Source organism: Pirellulales bacterium (genome assembly GCA_019636335.1).
Classification (GTDB): domain Bacteria; phylum Planctomycetota; class Planctomycetia; order Pirellulales; family JAEUIK01; genus JAHBXR01.
The window spans coordinates 234316-259823 of the sequence record JAHBXR010000001.1; the positions used below are offsets into that span (position 1 = coordinate 234316).

General features: G+C 64.6%; 19 protein-coding genes. 8 read left to right on the forward strand and 11 right to left on the reverse strand.

What is annotated here, in order from left to right; all coding sequences use genetic code 11:
• Positions 1-57: 57 nt before the first annotated feature.
• From KF708_00980 to KF708_01025, 10 genes are all read right to left on the reverse strand, one after another.
• Positions 58-1311 (reverse strand): iron-containing alcohol dehydrogenase, encoded by a 1254-nt coding sequence (locus KF708_00980; protein ID MBX3411260.1) that lies wholly within the window; start codon positions 1309-1311, stop codon positions 58-60.
• Positions 1312-1375: 64 nt separating this feature from the next.
• Positions 1376-2692, reverse strand: coding sequence for a UDP-glucose/GDP-mannose dehydrogenase family protein (locus KF708_00985; GenBank protein MBX3411261.1), 1317 nt, complete (start codon positions 2690-2692; stop codon positions 1376-1378).
• A 228-nt stretch (positions 2693-2920) separates the two neighbouring features.
• Positions 2921-3919 (reverse strand): GDP-mannose 4,6-dehydratase, encoded by a 999-nt coding sequence (gene gmd, locus KF708_00990; GenBank protein MBX3411262.1) that lies wholly within the window; start codon positions 3917-3919, stop codon positions 2921-2923.
• A 191-nt stretch (positions 3920-4110) separates the two neighbouring features.
• The gene (gene gyrA / locus KF708_00995) at positions 4111-6762 is read right to left on the reverse strand and encodes a DNA gyrase subunit A (protein MBX3411263.1); all 2652 of its coding nucleotides are present in this window, start codon (positions 6760-6762) and stop codon (positions 4111-4113) included.
• A 318-nt stretch (positions 6763-7080) separates the two neighbouring features.
• The gene (locus KF708_01000; GenBank protein MBX3411264.1) at positions 7081-7308 is read right to left on the reverse strand and encodes a hypothetical protein; all 228 of its coding nucleotides are present in this window, start codon (positions 7306-7308) and stop codon (positions 7081-7083) included.
• A gap of 157 nt (positions 7309-7465) precedes the next feature.
• On the reverse strand, positions 7466-8254 hold the full coding sequence (locus tag KF708_01005) for an SDR family NAD(P)-dependent oxidoreductase (protein ID MBX3411265.1): 789 nt from the start codon (positions 8252-8254) through the stop codon (positions 7466-7468).
• A gap of 140 nt (positions 8255-8394) precedes the next feature.
• A complete protein-coding gene (gene hflX, locus KF708_01010) occupies positions 8395-9729 on the reverse strand; it encodes a GTPase HflX (GenBank protein MBX3411266.1) in 1335 nt (444 codons plus the stop codon).
• Between the two features lie 231 nt (positions 9730-9960).
• Positions 9961-11094, reverse strand: a complete 1134-nt coding sequence (gene rsgA / locus KF708_01015) for a ribosome small subunit-dependent GTPase A (GenBank protein ID MBX3411267.1) — start codon at positions 11092-11094, stop codon at positions 9961-9963.
• 207 nt (positions 11095-11301) lie between these two features.
• Complete coding sequence (locus KF708_01020) at positions 11302-13134, reverse strand: thioredoxin family protein (protein ID MBX3411268.1); 1833 nt, start codon at positions 13132-13134, stop codon at positions 11302-11304.
• Positions 13135-13290: 156 nt separating this feature from the next.
• Positions 13291-13782 carry an FHA domain-containing protein gene (locus tag KF708_01025; protein ID MBX3411269.1) on the reverse strand — a complete coding sequence of 164 codons (492 nt, stop codon included), beginning with the start codon at positions 13780-13782 and terminating at the stop codon, positions 13291-13293.
• Between the two features lie 231 nt (positions 13783-14013).
• Between KF708_01025 and KF708_01030 the strand changes: the two genes are divergently transcribed.
• Positions 14014-14970 (forward strand): TIGR01212 family radical SAM protein, encoded by a 957-nt coding sequence (locus KF708_01030; protein ID MBX3411270.1) that lies wholly within the window; start codon positions 14014-14016, stop codon positions 14968-14970.
• Between the two features lie 72 nt (positions 14971-15042).
• On the opposite strand, the gene KF708_01035 is transcribed toward KF708_01030, so the two are convergent.
• A complete protein-coding gene (locus KF708_01035; GenBank protein MBX3411271.1) occupies positions 15043-18153 on the reverse strand; it encodes a VWA domain-containing protein in 3111 nt (1036 codons plus the stop codon).
• 130 nt (positions 18154-18283) lie between these two features.
• Between KF708_01035 and KF708_01040 the strand changes: the two genes are divergently transcribed.
• The 7 genes from KF708_01040 to KF708_01070 all read left to right on the forward strand — a co-directional run bounded on the left by KF708_01040 (position 18284) and on the right by KF708_01070 (position 25417).
• The gene (locus tag KF708_01040) at positions 18284-18799 is read left to right on the forward strand and encodes a DinB family protein (protein MBX3411272.1); all 516 of its coding nucleotides are present in this window, start codon (positions 18284-18286) and stop codon (positions 18797-18799) included.
• A 39-nt stretch (positions 18800-18838) separates the two neighbouring features.
• Entirely contained in the window at positions 18839-19780 is a 942-nt protein-coding gene (mch, locus tag KF708_01045) for a methenyltetrahydromethanopterin cyclohydrolase (GenBank protein ID MBX3411273.1), read from the forward strand.
• A 16-nt stretch (positions 19781-19796) separates the two neighbouring features.
• A complete protein-coding gene (locus KF708_01050; protein ID MBX3411274.1) occupies positions 19797-20687 on the forward strand; it encodes a RimK family alpha-L-glutamate ligase in 891 nt (296 codons plus the stop codon).
• Positions 20688-20798: 111 nt separating this feature from the next.
• Entirely contained in the window at positions 20799-22448 is a 1650-nt protein-coding gene (locus tag KF708_01055) for an AMP-binding protein (GenBank protein ID MBX3411275.1), read from the forward strand.
• The gene (locus KF708_01060) at positions 22445-23446 is read left to right on the forward strand and encodes an NAD-dependent epimerase/dehydratase family protein (GenBank protein MBX3411276.1); all 1002 of its coding nucleotides are present in this window, start codon (positions 22445-22447) and stop codon (positions 23444-23446) included. The genes KF708_01055 and KF708_01060 overlap by 4 nt, the downstream gene beginning before the upstream one ends.
• A 424-nt stretch (positions 23447-23870) precedes the next feature.
• The gene (locus KF708_01065; GenBank protein MBX3411277.1) at positions 23871-25115 is read left to right on the forward strand and encodes a beta-ketoacyl-[acyl-carrier-protein] synthase family protein; all 1245 of its coding nucleotides are present in this window, start codon (positions 23871-23873) and stop codon (positions 25113-25115) included.
• Between the two features lie 41 nt (positions 25116-25156).
• Complete coding sequence (locus tag KF708_01070; protein ID MBX3411278.1) at positions 25157-25417, forward strand: acyl carrier protein; 261 nt, start codon at positions 25157-25159, stop codon at positions 25415-25417.
• Positions 25418-25508: the final 91 nt, after the last annotated feature.

Genomic DNA, 25508 nt, shown 5'->3' on the forward strand with positions numbered 1-25508 from the left:
TAGCTCGATGCCGGGTGACAACGGCTTGCACAGACTGGACAGCCTGTGCCACTCGCGCTACCAGATCTTGAGCGACGCTTCGAACAGCGCTGCCAGGTCGGCTTCGTTCGCCGGGCGCGGCGAGAGCTTCGTCACTCGATGTTGCGGCAGCGTGCCCTGCGCCAGGGCAGGCACGTCGGCGCGGGTAAATCCGATCGCTTCCAGACCGCTGGGCAGCTCGAGCTTTTGCATCAGCTCGATCAGCCGGCCGACGAGCAATTCGGCGGCATCCTCGGGACGCGCCCCTTGCACGTCGGCCCCCAGTAGTTCCGCGGCACGCAGGTGACGCTCGGGACCGGCCGGCGCTGTGAAGCGGAAGACCGCCGGCGCGGTCAGCACGACCGAAATACCGTGTGGCACCAGGGGGTGATCGTCGGGATAGCCAGGGGGCTGGTAGGCACGCACCATGCCGCTGACGGGATACGACATGCCGTGGCAGAGGTGTACGCCCGCGTTGCCGAAGCCCATGCCGGCGAAGGCGCTCGCCAGGAGCATATTCCCGCGAGCTTCGTCGTCGCTCGTATCGCGATAGGCCCGCAGCAGGTACTGCTGCACGAGGGCGATGGCGCGCTCGGCCCAGATGTCGCTGATGGGATTGGCCCCTTGGTAGGCGGGACGCAGGATCGGCCGCGCGGGCAAAGGACGCTCGAAGTAGGGCAGCGCAGTGTACGACTCGAGCGCGTGGCACAACACGTCGAGTCCCGTGGCGGCCGCCACCAGCGGGGGCATCGTCCGCGTGTTCTCGGGATCGACGATGCCCAGCGTGGGCTTCAGCCGGCGATCGGCGATGCCGGTCTTGGCATGCATCTCGACGAGATCGAAGATCGCCACGCCCGTGGTCTCGCTGCCGGTGCCGGCGGTCGTGGGAATGGCCACGAGGGGCTTCAAGGGCCCCGGCACCGGTTTGCCTTCACCCAGCGGTGCGTTTACATAGGCGAGAAAATCGGCCGGGTGGCTCGAGTAGAGATTGGCCGCTTTGGTGGTGTCGATCGTCGAGCCACCCCCCACCGCGACGAAGGCGTCGTACTGTCCCTCGATCGCCACCTCGATCGCCTCGCGGAACGAGGCGTCGGTCGGCTCGACGCGGACACGATCGAACAGTTCGTACGAGATCCGCTCGCGCTCGAGTGATTCGCGAACCGTCGCCACGGGGGGGAGTTGGGCCAGTTGGCGATCGGTGAGCACGAGGACGTGCCGCGCGCCGAGATCGGCCAGGTCCATGCCCACCTCGCGCGTTGCCCCGGCGCCGAACCGCAGGTTCGAGGTCGCCATTTCGAAGGCCGTGTCGCGCTGTGGCATTGAGGAGTGGTCAGTGGTCAGTGCTGTTGTTTTGATCTTACTTCGGTTGCACGGTCTGGCGGCCGATGCTGTAGTATGTGAACCCGTGCTCGACCATGTTTGCCGGCTCGTAGACGTTGCGGCCATCGAACACGACCGGCGAACGCATCAGGCTGCGCATGGCGTCGAAGTCGGGATTACGAAACTCTTCCCATTCGGTCATGATCACGAGCGCGTCGACATTCTGCAAGGCGTCGTAAGGGACGTCGGCATAGCCGAGCCGGTCGCCGTAGTCGCGCCGGATGTGGGGCATTCCCTCGGGATCGTGTACGACGAGCGTCGCGCCGCGCTTGAGCAACTCGTCGATCATCAAGCGGGCCGGGGCCTCGCGGGTATCGTCCGTGCGCGGCTTGAACGCCAGGCCCCATATGGCCAGACGTTTGCCCGCCAGGTCGTTGCGGAAGTGCGCTTCGATCTTGGGGAGCAGAATCGTCTTTTGCCGCGAGTTGACCGTTTCGACCGCCTGGATCAGCGGCATGGCCTCATCGTGTTCGCGTCCCATGGCGAGAATCGCCCGCGTGTCCTTGGGAAAACAACTTCCCCCATAGCCGACTCCCGGAAAGAGAAAGGCGAAGCCGATGCGGGCGTCGTGGCCGATGCCGCGGCGCACGTCGTTGATATCGGCTCCCATCTTCTCGCACAGGTTGGCCGCTTCGTTGATGAAGCTGATCTTCGTCGCCAGCAGGGCATTGGCCACGTACTTGGTCGTCTCGGCACTCTCGGGCGACATGACCAGGAAGGGCTTTTCCGTGCGCAGGAAGGGGGCGTAGAGCTCGTTGAGCACGTCGGCGACTCGCTCGTCGCGGACGCCGACCACAACGCGATCGGGCTTGCGGCAGTCCTCGAGCGCCGTGCCTTCCTTGAGAAACTCGGGATTGCTGGCCACGTGGCAGTCGCGGCCCGACCGATCGCGCAGACGGCGGGCCACGGCCGCATTCGTACCGACCGGCACCGTGCTCTTGATCACCACGATGGCATCTTCGCGCAGGTGGGGGGCGAGCGTGTCGACGACGTTCCACAGGCTCGACAAATCGGCGGCGCCGTGATCGTCGCTCGGCGTGCCGACCGCCAGAAAGACGAGATCGGCCGGCTCGGCGGCTTCGCCCAAGTCGGTGGTGAAGTGGAGCCGTTGCCGCGCGATGTTACGCTCGACGAGCTCGGTCAGACCTGGTTCGTAGATCGGGATCTCGCCGCGGCGCAGACGCTCGATCTTCTTGGCGTCGATATCAACGCACGTGACGTGATTGCCGCTATCGGCAAAGCAGGTGCCGGTGACGAGTCCTACATATCCGGTGCCCACGACGGCGATACGCATACGTGCCACTTTCTGTACGTTCAGTGAGGGCTTACAACCGAATCATCCTGAATTATAGAACGCTCCCCGGGCGCCAGATTGTGCCCTAAAATCGATTCCAAGCGTCACAGATGTACGGGAAACTGGCCCGGGCGGCGAGCCCAGCTTGTCGCGAGCGAAGCAGGGTGCAAGCTGCGCAAAATGCGAAGATTGAGGGCCGCGTTGCATCGCGTCGCGTGGTATTGCGGGCTAAGGGCGTTCGGCGGCGATCGCCTGCGCGGCGATCTCGCACCGCACCCGTTCGAGATCGGCTTCGACCATCAGACGCACGAGTTGTTCGAACGAGACGGTCGGTTCCCAGCCCAGCTCGCGCCGCGCCTTGCTGGCGTCTCCCCGTAGCGTGTTGACCTCGGCGGGGCGCAGCAAGGTCGGGTCGCACTCGACGTACTTGTCGGCGTCGAGCCCGACGCAGGCGAAGGCCCGCTCGACCAGTTCGCGCACGGAGTGTTTTTGGCCGGTGGCGATCACGTAGTCGTCGGCCCGATCACGCTGCAGCATGAGCCACATGGCGCGGACATAGTCGGCGGCGAAGCCCCAATCGCGCTGCGCGTCGAGGTTGCCCAGTCGCAGCTTGTCCTGCACGCCCAGCTTGATCCGGGCGACGGCATCGGTCACCTTGCGCGTGACGAACTCCTTGCCGCGCTTGGGAGACTCGTGATTGAAGAGGATGCCCGAGCAGGCGAACATGCCGTAGCTTTCGCGGTAGTTGACCGTGATCCAGTGGGCATAGACCTTGGCCACGCCGTAGGGGCTGCGCGGCCAGAAGGGGGTCTGCTCGTTCTGCGGCTCTTCGCGCACGTCGCCGAACATTTCGCTCGAGCTGGCCTGATAGAAGCGGATCGTCGGATCGACGTGGCGGATGGCCTCGAGCACGCGCGTGACGCCGAGGGCCGTGAACTCGCTGGTCAGCAAGGGTTGCACCCAGCTCGTGGGCACGAAGCTCTGCGCGCCCAGATTGTACACCTCCTGCGGGCGCACCTCGTCGAGCAACCGCACGATGGAAAGCTGATCGAGCAGATCGGCCTGGTGGAGCGTCACGCGATCGCAGAGATGCGTGATGCGTTCGAAGCCCGACGTGCTGGCACGCCGCACCATGCCGTGGACTTCGTAGCCTTTTTCGAGCAGCAACTCGGCCAGGTAGGCCCCGTCCTGTCCGGTGATGCCGGTGATGAGTGCGCGTCTCGTCATGCCGCAATTATACTCGCGTGCGCCCGACGAATCAGGCGGTCGCCGTGAGATGATTTATTCACCACGACGACACCACGAAAAGATTTTCAACCAGAAAACCCTACGTCGTGCCGTGGTGTCGTCGTGGTCAGACAATTCTCTACTGCGACACCACGGCACGGCGCAGGGCTGCGGGATTCGTCTGAAAAGTATTACTGGGCGGCGGGCGGGGGCGAGCTTTCGTCGGGGGGCGTATCGACCGACTCTTCGCGTGGCACGCGGACGACCGCGGCCAGCGTGTCTCCCTCGTCGAGGCTCATGATGCGCACGCCTTGCGTGTTGCGGCCGATGACGCTCACCTCGCCGACCACGATGCGTTGCAGCTTGCCGCCGGCCGTAATCATCAGCAATTCATCGTCGTCGCGGACCGAGGTGACACCGATGACCGCCCCGTTGCGCTGCGTCGTCTTGATGTCGCGCAGGCCTTTGCCGCCACGATTCTGCGTGCGATAGCGGGCGCCGCTCGAGGAGTTCTCGTCTTCCGATTCCTCTTCGGGCTCGGCCGCCGCCGCGGTCGATTCGGTCGTTTCATCGTCGTCGGGCAGAGGCCCTGTGGTCGCTTCGCCCGGTCCGAACGGCGTGCGTTTGCCGTAGCCGTTGGCGGTGGCGGTGAGGAGCGTGGCGTCGGGATCGGCCACGACCATGCCCACGACGCTGTCGCCGCGGCCCAGTTTGATGCCCTTCACGCCCGAGGTATTGCGTCCCATGGGGCGTGCGTCGGCTTCGTTAAAGCGGATGGCCATGCCGGTCGCGGTCGAGAGGACGACTTCGTCTCCCGGCCGCGTCACGACGACGTCGACGAGCTCGTCGTCTTCTTTCAGCTTGATGGCGATGATGCCGCCGCGCAGCGGACGGCTGTAGGCCTCGAGGGGGGTCTTTTTCACCAGTCCATTGCGCGTGGCCATCATGAGGAACAGGCCCGGCTCGTTGAAGTCGCGCACGGCGCGGCAATCGGCCACGCGTTCCCCCTCGGCGAAGTTGAGCAGGTTCACCACGGCGCGGCCGCGGCTGTCGCGCCCGAGCTGGGGCAGATCGTACACCTTTTGCCAGTAGACCTTGCCGCGATTCGTGAAGAAGAGCAGGTAGGCGTGGGTGCTGGCAACGAAGAGGTGCTGGATCGGATCCTCGTCCTCGGCCTTGGCCCCCTTGAGCCCCTTGCCGCCACGACGCTGGGCGCGATAGACGCTGGCCGGCGTGCGCTTGATGTAGCCGTTGTGGCTGATCGTGACGACCATCGTCTCTTCGGGAATGAGATCTTCGAGGTCGATCTGGCCGATCTCCTCGCCGCTGATCTCGGTACGCCGTTTGTCGGCGTGCTTGCGCTTGAGCTCGGTGAGGTCCTCGCGAATGATCGCCAGGATGTTCTTGTCGTCGCTCAGGATGCGCAGGTACTCGGTGATCTTCTCGAGCAACTCGCGATGCTCGCCCCCGAGCTTCTCTTGCTCGAGATTGACCAACTGACCGAGGGTCATGCGCAGGATGGCGTCGGCCTGCACCGCGGTGAGCGTATACGCCTCGCGCACGCCGCGCTCGAGCTGGAACTGGGCGAAGCCGGCGTCCCCGAGGGCCCGTTGCATGAGGGCCGAAGGGCACTCGATCCCCATCAAGCGGGCCTTGGCTTCGGCCTGCGTCGAGGAGGAGCGGATCACCCGGATCACCTCGTCGATGTTGGCATGCGCCAGCAGCAGGCCTTCGACCGTGTGCTTGCGCTGCCGCGCCTTGGCCAGCAGGTACTGCGTACGGCGCCGAATGACGGCCAGCCGGTGTCGCACGAACTCTTCCAGCAGTTCCTTGATGCTGAGCATGCGAGGCTTGCCGTCGACCAGCGCCAGCATGATCAGCGAGAACGAATCTTGCAGCGGCGAGAACTGGTAGAGCTGGTTCAGCACCACATCGGGATCGGCGTCGCGCTTCAGCTCGAGGATCAGGCGGACCGGCTCCTTGAGATCGCTTTCGTTGCGGATGGCCGAGATGCCCTTGATCTTGTCGTCGTTCACCAGGTCCGCGATGCGCTCTTCGACGCGGTCGCGGGCCTGCTGGTAGGGGATCTCGGTGACGACGATGCGATGGCGGTTTTTGCCGAATTCTTCGATCGCGGCGCGGGCCCGCAGGGTGATCGTGCTGCGGCCGGTGTAATAACCCTGGCGAATGCCGTGACGCCCACAGACGATGCCCCCCGTGGGGAAGTCGGGGCCGGGAATGATCTCGATCAATTCGTCGATCGAGACTTCCGGCTCGTCGATCAACTTGATGAGCGCTTCGCAGACCTCGCCCAGGTTATGCGGTGGGATCGAGGCGGCCATGCCCACGGCGATGCCGTTGGCGCCGTTGACCAGCAGGTTGGGGAACTTCGATGGCAGGACCGTCGGTTCGTTGCGGCGCTCGTCGTACGTGGGGACGAAGTCGACCGTATCGAGCTCGAGATCGTCGAGCAACAGGGCCGCGATCGGGGAGAGACGGGCCTCGGTATATCGCATGGCCGCCGGAGGCAGGCCGGCGATCGAGCCGAAGTTGCCCTGCTTGTCGATCAACACGTGGCGCATATTCCATTCTTGCGCCATGCGGACCAGCGTGGGGTAGATCACGCTTTCGCCGTGCGGATGGTAGTTGCCGCTCGTATCGCCCGAGATCTTGGCGCACTTCACCCGGCTCGCCCCGGGGCCGAGGTTCAGGTCGTTCATGGCGACCAGAATGCGCCGCTGCGAGGGTTTGAGCCCGTCGCGCACGTCGGGCAGCGCACGGCTGACGATGACGCTCATGGCGTACGTCAGGTAGCTGTCCTTCAGCTCGTCTTCGATCGGCAAATCGACGAGCTTGCCATGATTGTGGCCGCCATCCGCAGGGGGGCCCGTGGGTTCGTTCGGCTGGTCGAGATCGTCCGTATCGTCTGCCAACGCTCATCCTCTTGGCTGGCCGTGATGGAAGGGGTCGAAACGAGGGCGCCGCGCCTCGTTGCGCGTGTCCTCCGGCGGGTTGCCGCGTCCCCTTCGCGAAAACGGAAAATATACCGTTTTTGGCCCAGATTCACAACCGGCTGGGGCGATTCCCGCAGGGCGTTTTTCTGGTTGTTTCAGGCCACTTCGACGGGCGTCGTCGAGTGTCAAGAACTGCGTCATGCGTCGCTATTCCGCAAGCTTCTTGAATGCCTTGGAATACTTGGCGTTGACCTTCTTGCGCGCCGTGCGGACGCGAGACTTGTGGTCCACGTCTCCGACCGGCACCACCATAATCGATCGGCCGTCGGTCGTGATCTCCAATGGAGCCTCAGGGCTGATCTTCAACAAATCGAGGATCGGCCGATCGATGACCAACGCCCAACTGTTGCCGTGCTTCACCAGGTTCTTGATCATGCTTAGCTCCTCAGGATATACACCATTGGTACACCATTGTAGCACCATATTCAGGGTGAAGGAAACAAGACGGGCCGAACCCGCGATCGTGGTGACGGACAGTCATTTTGTTTCTGAGGCTGTCCGCGCAACAGAAAAAGCCCCCTCTTCTTTAGTTTCAATGCTCGTAGTGAGCAATATACCGTTCGACAGCCCAGGGCGCGAGGCGATTGATCCAGTAGAGGAATCTTGCCGACCAACTGGGGAATAGCTCGTGGCGGCCCAATCGAATGGCTCGCACGGTGCGTTGGGCCACGAGTTCGGCGCTGGCGCCCGTGACGTCGGGCCAGAGATTTTCGCTCCTCGACTCGAGCATGTTGTCGACGAACTCGCTCGCCGTGCGCGCGGGGCTGACGAGCAGCACGTCGATCCCGTCGCGGACGAATTCGGCTCGCAGCGCCAGGGTCAAACCGCGCAGGGCGAACTTGCTCGCGCCATACTCGCTCATCCGCGGCACGCTCCAGTGCCCCAGGACCGAGCCGATGTTGACGACCATCGGGTTCGTGCCGGCCCGCAGCAGGGGATGCGCCTCGCGGATGAATTCGGCCGGCGCGAAGAAGTTGACTTCCATGACGCGGCGCAGCAGTTGCTCATCGGCGTGCGAGAAGAAGCCGAGCGCCCCGGCGCCGGCATTGTTCACCAGCAGGTCGAGCCCGCCGTAGAGCGATTTCGCGCGTTCGAGCGCCGCGCGGCGCACCTCGGCCAGCGTGATATCGCCGACCACGACTTCCAAGGTGCCGCCGGTGGTGACGACCTCGGCAGCCAACTCATCGAGCCGCTCGCGGCGCCGCGCGACGGCGACGCAGCGGGCGCCCTGACGGCACAGCTCGATGACGAGCGCACGTCCGATCCCGCTCGAGGCGCCCGTGATAATGGCGCGGCAGCCGCGGATCTCGCGTATGGCCATGCGCTCCCTCGCATTCCAGCTTGCTGGGCAATCACAAAGTGGCACAGGCTGCCAGCCTGTGCAGGTGATTGAGAACCAATTATTATAAGTTTTGCACAGGCCGGCAGCCTGTGCCGCTTGTCTGAGGATAACCTTACGGCTCAGGCTACCAGATCATCGGCTCCATCGAGGGCCAGCGGGGCCTCGGCGATCGGATGGCCATGGACGGCGTGCGGACGCACGATGGTTCCGTCGCCGTTCACCTGGCCCAGGAACTGCTGGGGCAGGCGGCAGTGGACGGTAACGCGGCTGTCGTGGAAACGCTGCGAGAGGATCTCGCCCCGGGCGGCGAGGTAGGCCAGCAACTTGCCGTTCTCGACCCCGGTCTCGATGTCGAGATCGAGAAAATTGCGGCTCAAGGCGTCGCTCACCGCGGCGGCCAACCCGTCGAGTCCGCCACGGCGCCGAGCGCTGATGGGAATCGCGTTCGGGTAGCGATGCAGCAGGGCATCGAGCCGTCCCTTGTCTTCGATGGCATCGACCTTGTTCAGAATGAGCAACGTGTCTTTGGCGCGGATCTCGAGTTCTTCGAGCACCTTGTAGACCGCGGCGATTTGCTCGTCGACGGCCGGGTTGCTCGCGTCGGCCACGTGGAGCAGCAGGTTGGCCTGGCGTGCCTCTTCGAGCGTGGCCTTGAAGCTGGCGATCAATTCGTGAGGCAGGTCGCGGATGAAACCGACCGTGTCGCTCAGCAAGACGGGCCCCCAGCCGGGCAGATGCCATTTGCGCGTGCGCGTGTCGAGCGTGGCGAAGAGCTTGTCCTGCGCCAGCACGTCGGCTTCGGTCAACACGTTCAAGAGCGTGCTTTTGCCGGCATTCGTGTAGCCGACGAGCGAAACAGTCATGCGGTCGGCGCGGGCGGCGACCTGGCGTTCCTTGCGACGCTGGATGGCTCCGAGTTCCTCGCGCAGGTCGAAGATGCGTTTCTCGACGAGCCGGCGGTCGGTTTCCAACTGCTTTTCACCGGGACCACGCATGCCGATGCCCATCTTGAGGCGCGACAAGTGGGTCCACATGCGTTTGAGGCGCGGCAGCGAGTATTCGAGTTGCGCGAGCTCGACCGCGAGGCGGGCCTCGTGCGTCTGCGCGCGACTGGCGAAGATATCGAGAATCAACTCGGTGCGGTCGAGCACCTTGGCTCCGCAGGCTTTCTCGAGATTGCGTGTCTGAGCGGGGGAAAGGTCGTTGTCGAAGACGACGACGTCGGCCTCGGCCCCTTCGACCAGAATGCGGAGCTCTTCGACCTTGCCCTTACCGAGGTAGGTCGTCTTGTCGGGCATCATACGACGCTGGACAAGTTGACCGACGATGCGCCCGCCGGCGGTCTTCGCCAGACCGGTGAGCTCTTCCAGGGGATCTTCCTCCGACTTGCGATCGGGAAGTACGACACCGACGAGCACGACCGATTCGCGGGCGACACTGTCGACGCGATTCATTTCCTTGGCGATAGTCTGGTTCCTCCGAGCGCTAGGTTTGGCCCACGGCCGGGAACGTCCCGCCGTGCCGCCTGTGGCCGACGCTTACGTCTCCATAGTACGACGGTAAGGCCGCATTTTCCAGCAATCCGCAGCAGGACCGAGCGCCGCGCAGGGCGCCCATCCCGCGGATATCGAGCTTCGAACCGGAGAGGACACGGGGCCCGGCCGGCGGGTTCGCAAACGCTGGGCCTACTCTTCGTCGTCCCCCGCCACGAAACCGAGATAGCTTTCATAGCGCCGCGCGTCGAGCAGGTCGTCGGCCACGGCATCCTTCACCGCGCAGTCGGTCTCGTGCGTGTGGGTGCAATTCGGATAGCGACAACGGCTGACGAAGGGGCGAAGGTCGCGAAAGTAGCCGGCCACCTCGGCGGGAATGACATCCCACAATTTGAATTGCCGGATGCCGGGCGTGTCGACGACGTAGCCACCGCCCGGCAGGGGCACGAGCCGTGCGGTCGTGGTCGTATGTCGGCCCTTCTGCGTATCCGCGCTGACGGCGCTCACGCGCAGATTCAAGCCGGGATGCACGGCGTTGAGCAACGACGATTTGCCGACGCCGCTCTGACCGGCGATGACGCTTTCCTTGCCGGCGAGCGCGTGTCGCAGGCGGTCGACCCCCTGGCCCGTCTTGGCGCTCAGCAGCAGCACGCGATAGCCCATCTGGCTGTAGACGCCCACGAGCGGCTCGAGCGAGGCCTGTTCGACGAGGTCGACCTTGTTGATGCAGACGAGCGGTCGAATGCGATTCTTGTCGGCGGCGACGAGAAAGCGGTCGATCAAGTTTGGCTTGAGCCGGGGCTCGGCGGCGCTGCCGACGATCAGAAGTTGATCGACGTTGGAGACCAGGATGTGCTGTCGTCCGCGAATACGCCGGTCGAGGATGCCGCGGCGCGGCTCGATCCGCTCGATGATGCCCTCCTCGTTGTCGGCGGGGCGAAAGAGCACGATGTCCCCCGCGGCCACCACGTGGCGCTCGTCGGTGCTGAGGGTTTTTAATAACCGCCTGGTGGCGCAGCGAAAGACGTGCCCATCCTCGGCTTCGACATCGCTCAATAGCCCGTACACGCTGAGCACGCGGCCGCGCCGGCAGTTGGCCGTGTCGACGTCGATTTGTACGGCGTCCCCTTCGCCCGTATCCGCTTCGGAAGTGACGACGGTGCGGCGACGGGTGAGCTCTCCCTTGCCGCTGATGCGCTCGTCGCTGACCAGATCGTCCGTCTCCGTCCCCTCGACATCGCCGTGGAAACGCCGCGTCAGATCGGTCTTGCGCGTGCGTGGCGCGCGGTTTTTGCGGAAATCGGCCCGAATCTTTTTCTTCGCCATAGCGCCACTATACCACCGGCCCTCAGCACGACCGAAGGGCAAAGAAGAAGTGAGACATCATGTGAAGTGGCACAGGCCGCTAGCCTGTGCGCATAAAAAGCCCTCGCTGACGCTTCGGGTTGGGATGCGCCGATTGGGCATCCAACATCCCAACCCGAAGCGTCAGCGAGGGCGTGTGAACATCCGCGATTGACTGGAAGTCCGGGCCTAGAACGCCGCGGGGCGTTTTTCGCCGTCGGCCGCTGGTTCCTCCGCCTCGGCCATTGGACGCTTGCTCTTCTTCTTGTGATCCGCTGGCTTGATGGTCGAGTAGAAGCCGAACATCATTTCGTCCCACGTCTGCTCGCCCCATTTCACTTCCTTCGTGGGGTCGGGGTTTGACGGGTTCTGGTCCGAGTTGTCGAACGAGGCGGTGCAGACCATGCGGCTGCCCGCCGGAATGACTTTGGGTTCCTGGAGCATGTACCAGAGTTGCCAGTTGAAGTCGTACTTGGGCACGTCGAGCAAGGTCTCCATCGTGCCGTCCGGGTACTTCAATTCGTACTTGAACGACTTGCCCCGCACGTGCATGTGCGGGTTCATACCAAGCAGAATGGTCTCGCGGCGGAACTTCTGCTCGGCCACGACGACGTGGTTGCCGGCATGGGGCGGAATCTTGAAGAGGAAGTTTCCGCAGGCGCCCCCCTGTACTTCCTGCGTGACCTCCTTGGGGTCGGCGTAGACGAAACCGACGTAGCTGCGGTCGGTGGTTGCCTTGCCATTGGGGGTGTAGTGATTTTGGAACATGAGCTTCGAGCCGGCGGGGATCTTGATCGCGGCGCCATTTTCCAAGCGGCGCGGCGTCATGCCCGGCGCGAAGGCCATCTGCGGGCTGCCAAACTGGCTGGCCCCCGGCGCCTGGATGAAGACGATCACGTGATGCACGACGGCGGGATTCCCCGCCTTGACCTCGGCCTCTTTGATCCACTTGTCTTCGGTGAAGCCGGGATCGACCGTGTAGTACTGGTAGTCGACGGCCCCCTCGGCGGGAATCGCGAAGGGCTCGTCACTCATGTAGAAGACATCGTCCGGCTGCGAGATGCCCCAGCCTTCGGCGAACTCGATCGGCTCGGGCAGTTGCGCGGGGTCCCCCTCGGGGCAACCGTTTTCGACCCAGCGATCGATCCGCTCCAGCTCTTCGCTCGAGAGGGAGGGATTGTTCTTGAAGTCGCCATGCTCGGGGGATGCCTGCCAGGGGGGCATGCGGCGGTTGTGGACCACCTCGCGCACCATGTCGGCCCAGCCCAGCACGTCTTCGTAACTGGTCAGCACGAACGGCGCCACCTGGCCTTCGTGGTGGCATTCGGTGCAGTGCTTCTGCATGATCCGCGAGATCTGATTCGCGTAGGTCACCTCGTCCGAGGTCGACGTGTGCTTGACGCGGCCGATCAGGCAGCCTGGCGGATCGGTGGCAGGCTCGGTCACTTCCTTGCCCGCGAGCAGTTCCTCGATCGCGACTTCCAAGTCGTGTCGGCCGGCCTGCTTCTTCTGCACGCCGACGCTGTACTGATCGTCGATCCGTCCGACGTAACGCACGGCGCGATCGGCGTCGAGCAGAAAGACTTCTGGCGTGCGCTCCGCGCCGAACTGGTCGGCCACGCGGTTGCCGACATCCTTGAGCACGGGAAAGGTGAGTTCCAGCTTTGCGGCATGGGCCGCTACTTCGCTGGGGGTATCCTGCTGGTTCGAGTTGATGCCGATGACGGCGACCCCTTCGGGCTTCAGCTTCTCGGCAAGGCTCGAAAGTCGCGGAGCATAGAGGTTCGCCAGCGGGCACTCGGTGCCCAGGAACGCGACGATCACGAGCTTCGCGTCGGCCAGATCGGCGAGCGAGCGCTGCTTGCCGTGCGCGTCGGTCAGCTCGAAGTTGTCGATCTTCTTGCCGAGCCGCGCGTGGCTGGCGGTTTCCGAGTGGCCGCTCGAGGCCAAGCCGGCCATCAGGGCCACGACCAGAACCAGGCCGGCAAAACGAGACGGAGCCGTACGGAGCGATCGCAGCATGGCTATCCCTACTTGGGTGAATGAGCTCTGCACAGGAAGTCGTTGCCCGGGCAGGGGGGGACCTCCACCTTCAGAGAACAAGAGGCGTGCTAAGAATACAATAGCGATTGGTGCAAGTCATTACTCGCACGCGGGCAAGGTCGTTTCAAACGACCGCTACATGGGGCGATTCGGATCCTTGATCTGCCCGGCTTCGTCATTCATGACGTCATAGCGCCGATTCTCAGGCTTGTCGAGCGGCACGCTGCCGGCCAGCCCCGCGAGCCCCTTCTTGCCGGCGAGCCCAGCACGTTCCAGGAGCGAACGGCCAAAGATGTTCGACTTCAAGTCGTCGTTGGGGGGAGGACCGACGGCGCCCAAATCCATCGGCGCGTACTCCACCGTGTAGACGTGTTTGGCAACCGCCAGGGTATCGCCCGGATCGAGCCGCTTTTCGGTCACCCGAGCGCCATTCACTTTGACGCCGTTGCGGCTTTGCAGATCCTTCACATACCAATAGCCGCCGTTGACGGTCAGTTGGCAGTGGTGTGCCGAGACGTTGGGAAAGCGCAGCACGATGTCGCAGCTCTCGCGACGACCGATGAGCACGTTTTTCTTCTTCAGCGGAATGGTATCTCCGCCACCGGTCGGAACGAGCTCGCCGTACATGCGCCGCAATCCCTTTTGAATCGACTAGGGCAAGCCCGCACCCTGAGCGAACTTGCCATCTCGCACGAATCCACCGGCGTCCGTGCTGCGTTGGCCTGGTGCCACACAGACGCTAAGATCAATGCTGAAAGACGGTTTCAGTCTAGGCAGCCCCTGCGGCTGCGTCAACGAATCTTGGCGCCAAGGTCGTGTGTTTACAGGTCGGGTGCCACTCGGCGCTCAAGGTAACGGATGATGGCATCGGACACCGGCATTTCGACGCTCGACTGGCGCGCGGCCGGGCTTCGCTACCACGCCTACAACCACTACCTGCGGCGCAAGTTCGGCGGCCGCGTGCAGAAGGTGAGTCTCGACGCCGGTTTCACCTGCCCCAACGTCGATGGGACCGTGGCCATCGGCGGTTGCGTCTTTTGCGACAACCGCAGCTTCAGTCCCAGCCGACGGGTGCCGCGGACGTCGATCCGCGGTCAACTCGAGGAGGGCATCCGGCGGTTGAAGTGGCGCTACGACGTCGACCGCTTCATGGCCTATTTTCAGCCGGCAACGAATACGTATGCCCCGGTCGAGCGGCTTGAGCCGCTCTATCGCGAGGCGATCGACGATCCCCGCGTCGTAGGCCTGGCTATCGGCACCCGTCCCGATTGCGTGCCCGACCCCGTGCTCGATCTGCTGAGCGATCTTGCCCGGACGACCTATCTGTCGCTCGAGCTGGGCATGCAGTCGATGCACGACCGTTCGCTCACGTGGATGAATCGGGCGCACGACCACGCGAGCTTTCTCGACGCGATGTCGCGCGCTCGCGGACGGGGCTTCGAATTGTGCGCGCACGTCATCATCGGAGTGCCGGGCGAGAGTCGCGACGATATCCTGGCGACGGCGCGGGAACTCGCACGGCTGAAGATCGACGCCGTGAAGCTGCACAACCTTTACGCGGTGCGCAAGACACCGTTGGGAGATTGGGTGGCGGCGGGCGAAGTCAAGCTCATGGAGCGCGACGAGTACATTGCGACCGTGGTCGACTTTCTCGAACTGCTGCCGCCGGAGTGCGTCGTCGAGCGCGTGAGTGGCGAAGCGCCGCCCGATTATCTCGTCGGTCCAGCCTGGTGCCTCGACAAGCCCGAGATCCGCCGTGCGCTCGACGGCGAGTTCCGCCGGCGCGATACGTGGCAGGGGAAGTGCTTCAAGTAGGTCAGGTACGCGCGTACCTGACAATCAATCGAGTTTGCCACATCGAACGATGTCAGGTACGGAGTACCTGACCTACTTCCTCTCATCCTTCCACACCTGACGCTTGGCTTTGAGCAGCCGTTCGGTGTAGCTCTCCGGCTCCTGGTCTTTTTCCGGCGCCAGCGACGTGGGTTTAGGCTTCGGCGTTTCGCGTGGTGCGATCAGCGTGGACTTTATTTCTGAAGCTAGGTCGACGTTCGTCGTCGCGGCGGGCGTGCCTTCTTGCGGCTCGAAGTGGGCGGCCGCGCGGCGTTCCTCCATCTGGCGATGGATCGCTTCCTTGCGCGCCTGCAAGCGCGCCATGGCTACCGGAGCAGGTTGTAAACGCTCGCGGCGCAGCACGCGATCGCGCACGAGGGCGAGCTTCCCGTAGATCCAACTTGGATCGACCATCACGCGACGGTTGAACACGTCGGCGAAGAACAGGCACGCCACGATGAAGGCGAGCACGTGCCACGCCGATTGTCGGCTGCTGGCCAGCGGCAGATCGCGGCGGAAGACGTTGACTCCCACCGCCTGTTCGAGCGACTCGTCGTCCGTAGGCTCTGGAATCACCTGGCCCGACTTGCCCCCCTCGGGCACGATCGATGCCAGCCGTTCGAGCAACGCGGCATTGCTTTCTCGATCGGCGAATTCTGGGGAGTAGGGCACGCTGACGCCCCCCCGCACGGCCGCGCCACCGCCGGCAGGATGAATCGAGAAGAAGTAACTGCCGGGTTTGGTCGCCGGGAACTTACCCACGTATCGGCCTGGCGCGGTCTGCGTCAGCCGAATATCGCTCGAGGCGAGGTCGGGGCCGATGATCGTGCCCGACAGGTCGAGAAAATTCAGATACTCGGCCTGCTCGTCGAGCGCCGTTACGACGAGCTCGACCTGTCGATCGCGCACGTCGGCGTAGACCGATAGATTGCCCTCTTCGTCCGAGGGGCGCATCGACCAGCGGACCATTTGCGAGAAGAGCTTGTCGTACCCTGACCAGTTGGCCCACTGCTTGGTCCAGCGCTGTCCCGCGTCGGTGGTGAAGGCCACGCTGCGCCCCAGGCCATATTGCCACGCCGCCAGCACGGTATTGGTGTGCGCCGGCGGCTTGTCGGATCGCAAAACCGACTCGACCAGGGGATGTTCCTTGACGGTCGTCATCACGAAACCGGTCAGCGGCGGCAGCGGCCCTTCGATTCCGCCCAGCATTTCGTGCGGATAAACCTGCCGTGCGGCGAAGCCGTTGGCATCTTCGTAGACCAGGGGCCGCGCGACCGTCATGGCCTCGCGCATGAAGATCTTGGGAATGGCGCTGGGATTGTTGACCTGGTAGAACTTGCCCCCGCCGGCGGTCGCGATGCGGTTGAGCAGGCTGCTGGCCGAATCAGCTCCGACGGCGACGGCGGTGGTGGTGATGCCGGCGCGTTTCATGTCGGCGGCGATGCGTTCGAAGCCACTGCCGTTCGTCTGTCCGTCGGTGAGCACGATGACGTGCTTGACCCCCGCTTCGGCTTTGCGAATGGCGGCATAGCCCATCTCGAGCCCGGGCATCATGTCGGTGCCGCCGCCGGCCCCCATCCGCGAGATCTGGCGCGCCGTATGATCGTAGTTGTCGATGCGTTTCATGGGCACGATCGTCTTGGCTTCGGAATCGAACGCCACGACGCCGAGCAGATCGCGTTCGCCGAGCACCTTCATGGCGGCGATGGCGGCGGCCTTGCTCAGCTCGATTTTTTCGCCCGACATGGAGCCCGACGTATCGAGCACGAGCATCAGCGCGCCGGTGGGGACGACTTTGGCGTTCTGCACGTGGAAGTCGACGGGCATCGCCTCTTCGAGCTTGGTGTTGGCCCAGCCGCCGGCGCCGAAGCTTTGCGGCCCGCCGAGCATGATCAGCCCGGCTCCCATTTGCTGCGTGTTGCGCACGAGCATGTCGATCTGCTGCTCGCTGAACTCGGTCACCTCCTGGGCGTTGCCGGCGCTGGCTCGGGCGACGTTGGCCAGGATGACCGTATCGTAACGTTGCAGTTGGGCGAGATTCGTGAAGAGCTGATCGCTGGTCTGCACGGTCACCTCGACGTCGGCCGCGCGGAGCCGTTCGACCAGGTGGGCGAATTCGCCGGGGCGCTCCCAGTCCTCGACCAGCAGCACCTGGCCGCGACCTTCGACGCGCGCGAAGCCGGTGGCCTCGTTGTTCTGGTAGAGGCTGTCGTCTTGGGGATCGTCGGCGACGAAGCGGGCCTTGTAGGTATAGAAATCGGGGGACGGCGCCTCGTCGCGGAAGGTGAAGACGTGCTTTTCGTCCTGCAGCGTCACCGGCTGTTCGACGAGCAGCTCGTCGCGATCTCCCACGGAGCGCAGCACGCGCAAACGCCCCGTCACGGGCAGGTCGGCTTCGCCGGCGCGCGAGCGCTGCAACACGACGCGCACGTCGAAGGGGGATCCCTCGCGCACCACGGTCGGCAACACGACCTTCTCGACGGCTACCTCGTTCGTCGCGTTTCGCGCCAGCGGAATGACGTCGATGCCGATGCCCGAATCGGCCAGGCGCTGCGCCTGGTCCCAAGCGTCGCCGATGTTCTCGTTGCCGTCGCTGACGATGACGATGCGCTTCGACGTGTCGGGGGGGAAGGCGGCGCGGGCCAGCTCGATGGCGTCGGAGAGATTGGTGGCCTCGGTGTCGACGAGCGTTTCGAAGTTCTTGGGCAGATTCGTGTCGGCGGCCAGCGGGGGGACCTCGAAGGCCGCGTCGGCGCCAAACACGATCACGCCGGCGCGATCTTCGCGGTCGACGTTGCGATGCTCGCGGACCGAGCGATTCACGTACTCGATGAGCGCCTCGGTCCGTTCGCCCGGCACGCTGAGGCTGCGATCGACCAGGTACATGACCGTGACGCGGTCGTTCGTGCGGACGAGCTCGACGCCGGCCAGGGCCAGGATCAGCCCCGTCGCGACCGCCGTGCGCAGCGCGAGTGCCAGCCAGCGACGCGCGCCGCCGAGCGCTGCAAGGCTGTGCCGGCCCAGGACCCAGAACAGGGGCACCACGGCCAGCAGCCACAGGTAGATCGGCCGATCGAAATGGAGCGAGTAGTCGAACATGTTCGCGGCGAAGCGTCCGGTGCGTTTTCCCGTGGGTCGGAGGCCGCCCCCTCGCGCGGAGGCCATGTGCCGTTTCATTGTATGCCGGCGAGGCCGGGGCGACAGCCACGCCAGGATTTCACGCACGTGACGTACTCGCCACGTGCGGCGAAAGAGATAGAATCGTGCGTTCCTTGTGCCCCTGGAAGGACACGCCATGAGCCTGAAAGACCGACTGCGCCGACAACTCGAACAGACGCGGGCCTACAGCGAGCGCCTGCTGGCCGCCTTTCACACGCCCGAGCAATGGACCCATCAGGTTCACGAGCGGGCGAATCATGCCTTGTGGTTTGCGGGGCACATGGGGGTCACCGACAACTTTTTCATCTCGCTGGTCGATCCGTCTCTCGCGCGCGAGCAGGAAGACTTCCCGGCGAAGTTCGGCATCGGCTCGCAGCCGACGTCGAATCCGGCCGACTATCCGGCGTCTGGTGAAGTGCTGACCTACATGCGCGATCGCCGGGGGACGTTCCTGGCCTTGCTCGATCGCATGAGCGACGAGGAACTCGCGCGTCCGATGCCGGCCGGCACGCCCGACTTTCTGCCGGATGTCGGCTCCGTGTTTCAGGCGGCCGCCTGGCACGAAGGGCTGCACGTCGGACAGGTGACTGTCGCCCATCGAGCGCTGGGGCACGATCCGTTTGTCCTGGCGCCTCCCAAGGCCAGCCACTGATTGCCACTCATTTTCTCCTGGGGTTTCGCTGAAGTGAATCTGAACCGCCGAGTATCCGGACTGGTCGAGCGCATCATTCAAGCCGCCGACGAACTGCGACTGGAGGTTCACGAGCTTCCGGCCGGCGGCCGGATCGTCGATTTGGGCGTCCAGGCCGAGGGGAGCCTCAAGGCCGGTCGCCTCCTGGCCGAGGTCTGCCTGGCGGCGCTGGGGCACGTGCGTTTTACCTCCTCTACGGATTCGCCGGCCACGGGGGTCGCCGTCGAGGTGACCACCGATCAGCCGGTGGCCGCCTGCCTGGCGTCGCAATATGCCGGCTGGCGCGTTTCGCGGGGAAAATACTTTGCCATGGGTTCGGGACCGATGCGGGCCGCGGCCGGTCGGGAGGAGATCTTCGATACGCTCGAGCTGCGCGAAGAGGTGGAGCTGGCCATCGGGGTGCTTGAGGCTGCCAAACTTCCTCCGGATGAAGTCTTCGAGGAACTGGCCGAGGCCTGCCGCGTCGACCGGCAATCGTTGACGTTGCTGGTGGCCCCCACGGCCAGCCAGGCGGGCAATGTGCAAATCGTCGCGCGTTCGGTCGAAACGGCCCTGCACAAGCTCCACGAGTTGAAGTTTGACCTGTCGCGGATTGTCAGTGGTCACGGCACCGCGCCGCTACCGCCGGTGGCCGCCGACGATCTACAAGGCATCGGCCGGACGAACGACGCGATTCTGTATGGAGCGTCGGTGACGCTGTGGGTGCGAGGGGACGATGCTTCGCTGGAAGAGATCGGTCCGCGGGTGCCGAGCAGCGCCTCGTCCGATCATGGTCGCCCGTTCGCGGAGATCTTCCAACACTACGAGTACGACTTCTACAAGATCGATCCGCAGCTCTTCAGTCCGGCAGTGATCCGGCTGGTGAATCTCGATACAGGGCGCGCGTTTCGTTTTGGGCAACACTTGCCCGACGTGCTCGCCCGATCGTTCGGCATGGCTTGAAGGCGGAGGGAGCACGATGCGAGTTGCCGTCGTCGCCACGCCGGGAAGTTGGTACGTCGAGGACTTGCGGCGCGCGGCGGGCGAACGTCACCAGGTCGAGGTGGCGCCGTTTCCGGAGCTTGCGGCCAGTTTGAACGCCGCGGAGCGGCCGGCGCTTGCGGCGGCGTCGCGCGATCTGACGGTGTTTGATGTTTTTCTCGTGCGGACGATGCCGCCGGCTTCGCTCGAGCAGGTGATCTTTCGCATGGACGTGCTGGGGCGTCTCGAAGCGGCGGGCAAGGTCGTGGTCAATCCGCCCAAGGCGATCGAGGCGGCCGTCGACAAATACCTGACCAGCGCGCGGCTGGCGGCGGCGGGGCTGCCGATACCACGGACGATGGTCTGCCAGGGACGCGACGAGGGGGTTGCCGCCTTCGAGGCACTGGGGGGGGACGTGGTGCTCAAACCCCTCTTTGGTGGCGAGGGACGCGGCATCGCCCGACTGCAGAATCTCGACGTCGCGGCGCGGGCATTTCAGACGCTGTCGCAGCTCGGGTCGGTATTGTATTTGCAGGAGTTCATTCCGCACGAGGGGTTCGATGTGCGGGCATTCCTGCTCGGCGATCGTCTGCTCGCCATGCGGCGCTCGAACCCGAGCGATTGGCGGACAAACGTCAGCCGAGGCGCCATGACGGAAAAGATCGAGTTGACGGATGAAGAGGTCGATCTGGCACGTCGCTCGGCGGCGGCCGTGGGAGCACCTTTGGCGGGGGTGGATCTGCTGACGGCCCGCGATGGCCGACGGTTTGTGCTCGAGGTGAATGCCGCGCCCGGGTGGAAGGCCCTGGCGGCGACGCTCGAGGTTGACGTGGCGCTTCTCGTGCTCGACTACCTGGAAACCGTTGTCAGAGGCCGCGCCGAGGCGTAGATTCAACGTTGCCAATCCGCACCATCACACGATCCGAGCAGAGAAGTGACGATCGCGAGCGATACGAATTCGGCCAATGTCGCCGAGCGACTGACTGCGACCGCGCGCGCCATGCCCGATGCGCTGGGGGTTGTCGTGGCCCGTCATGGCCGTCGGGTTCAACCCGAATACGCGCGCTGGACGTTTCGCGAGTTGGAGGAAGACACCGATCGCATCGCGCGGGGGCTCGTCGCCAGCGGCGTGCAACCGGGGTGTCGGCTGGCCTTGTTGGTGCCCCCCAGCTATGAGTTCATCGCGCTGGTCTTTGCGCTGTTCAAATCGGGGGCCGTGCCGATCCTGATCGATCCCGGCATGGGACGCAGCAACATGCTGCGCTGCCTGGCCGACGCGCATCCTGAAGGTTTCGTGGCGATACCGCTGGTGCATGCCGTGCGGACGTTGTTGCGTCGCCGTTTTCCCGAGGCGCAACTGAATGTGACCGTGGGGCGGCGTTGGTTTTGGCGCGGTCCGACGCTGGATGGGATCCGGCATCTGGGCGAGCGGAAAATGCCCCTGCCCGTGGTGCAGGCGGACGACCCGGCCGCGATCATCTTCACCACCGGCAGTACGGGTCCACCCAAGGGAGTACTCTATCGCCACGGCAACTTCGGCGCGCAGGTCGACGAGATTCGCGATTGCTACGGCATCGAGCCGGGGGAAATCGACCTCGCCTGCTTTCCACTGTTCGGACTGTTCAACTGCGCGATGGGCGTCACCACGGTGATTCCCGAGCTCGACGCGGCGCGTCCGGCTTCGGTCGATCCGGTGACGTTGATCCGCACGGTGGCCGATTTGGGGGTAACCCAGTCGTTCGGTTCGCCGGCGATCTGGAACCGCGTGGGTCGCTACTGCCGGCAGACGAAGTCGAGCCTGCCGACGCTGCGTCGGGTCATGTCGGCCGGGGCGCCGGTCTCGCCCGAGGTGCTCGAGCTGACGCTGGAATCCATCTCGGACGAGGGAGAGGTTCACACGCCGTACGGCGCTACCGAGGCGTTGCCGGTGGCGTCGATCTCGGCGCGCGAAGTGCTCGACGACACGGCCGCGGCCACGTGGCGGGGGGCCGGCACCTGCGTGGGGCGCAAGTATCCCGGCATCGAGTGGCGGGTGATTCGCATCGTCGATGGCCCCATTGGTTCGTTGGCGGAGGCCGAAGTGCTGCCGCCGGGCGAGATCGGCGAACTGATCGTCTCGGGTCCGGTGGTGACGCGCGAGTATGTGAAACCCCCCGAGGCGAACGAGCGCGGTAAGATCTACGAACGGGGCACCGTCTGGCATCGCATGGGAGATGTCGGCTACTTCGACGACGAAGAACGCTTCTGGTACTGCGGCCGTCTCACGCACCGGGTGCGCACGGCGGAGGGTACGCTCTACACGGATCCCTGCGAGGCGATTTTCAACTGCCACCCGCAGGTGTTCCGTTCGGCGCTGGTGGGGGTGGGGCCACCGGGATCGCAACGCCCGGTGATCATCGTCGAGCCACACCCCGAGCATTGGCCGCGCCGCCGCGAAGACCGGGCCCGTTTTACCGAGGAGCTACGTGCGATCGCGGCCGCACACGGCACGACGACCTCGATCCGCGATTTTCTCTTCCATTCCAGCCTGCCCGTCGATATCCGTCATAACGCCAAGATTTTCCGCGAGAAGCTCGTGGACTGGGCGGCCGCCGGAATCGGCGCCACGGATCGAGCGGCCGGCGCGTCGCAGTCAGGCCGTGCATCGTGAATGCGCTAGTCACCGGCGCCGGTGGATTTCTCGGGCTCTACATCGTCGAGCAACTCGTGGCGCGGGGGGATCGCGTGCGCGTGATCTGCCGCCGCCATTCGCCGGCGCTGGAGAAGCTCGGCGTCGAGATCATGCATGCGGACATTCGCGATCGCGAACGCACGATTGCGGCCTGTCACGATGTCGAGGTTGTTTACCATGCGGCCGCAAAGCCAGGTATCTGGGGCCCCTGGCAGGAATACTTCAGCACGAACGTCGAAGGGACGCGCCACGTGCTCGAAGGCTGCTACGCGCACGAAGTACCCCGGCTGGTCTACACGAGCAGCCCCAGCGTGACGTTCGACGGCAGCGACCAGTGCGGCGTCGACGAATCGGCGCCCTATCCGCGGCGTTGGCTGTGCCATTATGCCCACACGAAGGCCATCGCCGAGCAGGAAGTGCTGGCGGCGAATGGACGCTCGGGCGTGGCCACGTGCAGCTTGCGTCCCCACCTGATTTGGGGCCCGCGCGACAATCACCTCGTGCCGCGTCTCGTCGCGCGTGCCCGGGCAGGGAGGCTGGTTCGTGTGGGGGGGGGCAGGAATCTGATCGACACGATCTATGTCGAGAACGCGGCCGAAGCGCATTTGCAGGCTGCCGATGCGTTGCAACCTGGTTCGCCGGTTGCGGGGCGGGCCTACTTTCTGAGCCAGGATGAGCCGGTGAGCTGTTGGCCCTGGATTGACGACATTTTGGCCCTGGCCGGTCTGCCGCCGGTCAAGCGTTCGATTTCGGCCGGCGCCGCGTGGGTTGTCGGCGCGATGATGGAGGTGGCGTATGGAACGTTCCGCATCCGGAGCGAGCCCCGGCTGACCCGCTTTCTGGCGGCTCAGCTCAGCACGTCGCACTATTTCGATCTGACGCGGGCGAAGACCGACTTCGGCTACCGGCCGCGAGTTTCGATCGCAGAGGGGATGCGGCGGATGACGGACGATCTACAGCGCTGGGCGTCGGGGTAAAGCGCGCCCTAAGCGGTTTAGCCCCAAAGGGGCGCGCCAAGGTAGCCCAGGGCAACGCCCTGGGAATCGTGATGCCACGCACAACATCTAAGCCCTGAAAGGGCGCCCTAAAGCAATCGCTCGGATTCGGGGGCCCTTTCAGGGCTTTGTCATCCTTGTCGTCAACTTCTGCACCCAGGGCGTTGCCCTGGGCTACCTTGGCTCGCCCCTTTGGGCTGTGCAGATTTTCATCGCGATGGCCCTGCTATCAAAACGATTTGCGTTCCGAACGAGTCGCTCGACTTGCCCCGCGCGACGCTTGTCAACGCGGTACCCAACCGGTAGGCTCAACCGTTCGTAGAGTTGGTGGGCCGCGGCCCACTGATTTGCTTGCTGCGCCATCCCCCTTGCCTCGAACTCCCGTCGTCCGACGGACTTGCTGCCGATGATCGCTCCCCTGGCCGACCGCGAGCGGATCGTCATCACGGGCATTGGCCTGACGGCCCCCAATGGCAATAGCCTGCCCGAGTTCCGCGAGGCCCTGCTAGCCGGCCGTAGCGGCGTGCAGCCGTACGAAATCCGGTATGTCGGACGGACCCTGGCGGGAATCTGCTCGTTCGACGAATTGCGCCATCAGACGAAGAAGGAGTTGCGCCGCGGTACCCGCGCCGGCAGCGTGGGCATTTATTGCGCGCACGAGGCGATTGCCGACTCGGGGCTCGACTGGCCGAACCTCGACAAGGCCCGCGTGGGCATCTATGTCGGGGTGACCGAGCACGGCAACGTCGAGACCGAGAACGAGATCTACGAGCTCAAGGGGTACGACTACGACACGAAGTTCTGGTCGCATCACCACAATCCCCGCACCGTGGCGAACAACCCGGCGGGGGAGGTCTCGCTGAGCCTGGGAGTCACGGGGCCGCACTACACGATCGGCGCGGCCTGCGCCGCGGGGAACGCCGGCATCATCCAAGGCGCGCAGATGCTGCGGCTGGGGGAGTGCGACGTGGCGATCGGCGGGGGCGTATCGGAAAGCGTGCGTACGTTCGGCATCTTTGCCAGCTTCCAGAGTCAGGGCGCGCTGGCCTGGCACGACGATCCCGCGAAGGCGTCGCGGCCGTTCGACGTCGATCGCAACGGCATCGTCGTGGCCGAAGGGGGGTGTCTGTACATCCTCGAGCGTTACAGCGATGCCCGAGCGCGGGGCGCCAAGATTTACGGCGAGATTGCCGGCTACGCGATGAATAGCGACGCGACCGATTTCGTGTTGCCGAATCCCACGCGTCAGGCCGAGTGCATGAACCTGGCCTTGCGGCGTGCCGGGCTGAACGCGGAACAGATCGAAATCGTCAGTTCGCACGCCACGGGCACCACCAGTGGCGACGCGCAAGAGTGCCAGGCGATCCGCGAGGTCTTTGGCCGGTCGGACCGCACGCTGGTGAACAACGCCAAGAGCCTGATCGGCCACGCGATGGGGGCGGCCGGCGCTTTGGAACTGGCCGGCAACCTGCCCGCCTTCGACGACGGCGTCTGCCACGCCACGATCAACGTCGATCGGCTGGACCCCGATTGCGAGTTGAACGGACTCGTCATCGGCGAGCCGCGCGAGGTGGGACGGGTCGACTACATCCTGAACAATTCGTTTGGCATGCTGGGGATCAACTCGGCAGTCATCGTGAAAAAAGTCTGAATCACTATCCGCCCCGAAACCGGACCGAGGAGAAACAGGACGTGACCGTTAGCGAAATCCGCGATTGCGTACTCGAGATCCTCTCTGACATCGCCCCGGACGAAGACCTTTCGAACCTGAAGGACGACGTGCCGTTCCGCGAGCAGTTGGAGCTGGACAGCATGGATTTTCTCGACATCGTCATGGAACTGCGGAAGCGCTACCGCGTGCAGATTCCCGAGGACGACTACGTCGAGCTGCGCAGCATGTCGAGCACCGTCACCTACCTCGAACCTCTGATGAAGGACCTGCAGCAGGTCTAGCAGTCTCTGGGAGAAGGCCCTGCGCGGCCCTCGTATCGCCCTGGCGACGCTGCCTGCTGAAACCAGCGACGGGCGGCTGGTCGCCGGCGAA

Bases quoted from the DNA above. Each gene is read 5' to 3' on its own strand.
- KF708_00980 (MBX3411260.1), bottom strand. From the start codon at position 1,311: ATGGCGACCTCGAACCTGCGGTTCGGCGCCGGGGCAACGCGCGAGGTG.
- KF708_01025 (MBX3411269.1), bottom strand. From the start codon at position 13,782: ATGTACGGCGAGCTCGTTCCGACCGGTGGCGGAGATACCATTCCGCTG.
- KF708_01005 (MBX3411265.1), bottom strand. From the start codon at position 8,254: ATGGCCATACGCGAGATCCGCGGCTGCCGCGCCATTATCACGGGCGCC.
- KF708_01065 (MBX3411277.1), top strand. From the start codon at position 23,871: ATGATCGCTCCCCTGGCCGACCGCGAGCGGATCGTCATCACGGGCATT.
- KF708_01055 (MBX3411275.1), top strand. From the start codon at position 20,799: ATGCCCGATGCGCTGGGGGTTGTCGTGGCCCGTCATGGCCGTCGGGTT.
- KF708_01030 (MBX3411270.1), top strand. From the start codon at position 14,014: ATGATGGCATCGGACACCGGCATTTCGACGCTCGACTGGCGCGCGGCC.
- hflX (MBX3411266.1), bottom strand. From the start codon at position 9,729: ATGAATCGCGTCGACAGTGTCGCCCGCGAATCGGTCGTGCTCGTCGGT.
- KF708_01035 (MBX3411271.1), bottom strand. From the start codon at position 18,153: ATGGCCTCCGCGCGAGGGGGCGGCCTCCGACCCACGGGAAAACGCACC.
- KF708_01050 (MBX3411274.1), top strand. From the start codon at position 19,797: ATGCGAGTTGCCGTCGTCGCCACGCCGGGAAGTTGGTACGTCGAGGAC.
- KF708_01020 (MBX3411268.1), bottom strand. From the start codon at position 13,134: ATGCTGCGATCGCTCCGTACGGCTCCGTCTCGTTTTGCCGGCCTGGTT.
- KF708_01040 (MBX3411272.1), top strand. From the start codon at position 18,284: ATGAGCCTGAAAGACCGACTGCGCCGACAACTCGAACAGACGCGGGCC.
- KF708_01000 (MBX3411264.1), bottom strand. From the start codon at position 7,308: ATGATCAAGAACCTGGTGAAGCACGGCAACAGTTGGGCGTTGGTCATC.
- KF708_00985 (MBX3411261.1), bottom strand. From the start codon at position 2,692: ATGCGTATCGCCGTCGTGGGCACCGGATATGTAGGACTCGTCACCGGC.
- gmd (MBX3411262.1), bottom strand. From the start codon at position 3,919: ATGACGAGACGCGCACTCATCACCGGCATCACCGGACAGGACGGGGCC.
- rsgA (MBX3411267.1), bottom strand. From the start codon at position 11,094: ATGGCGAAGAAAAAGATTCGGGCCGATTTCCGCAAAAACCGCGCGCCA.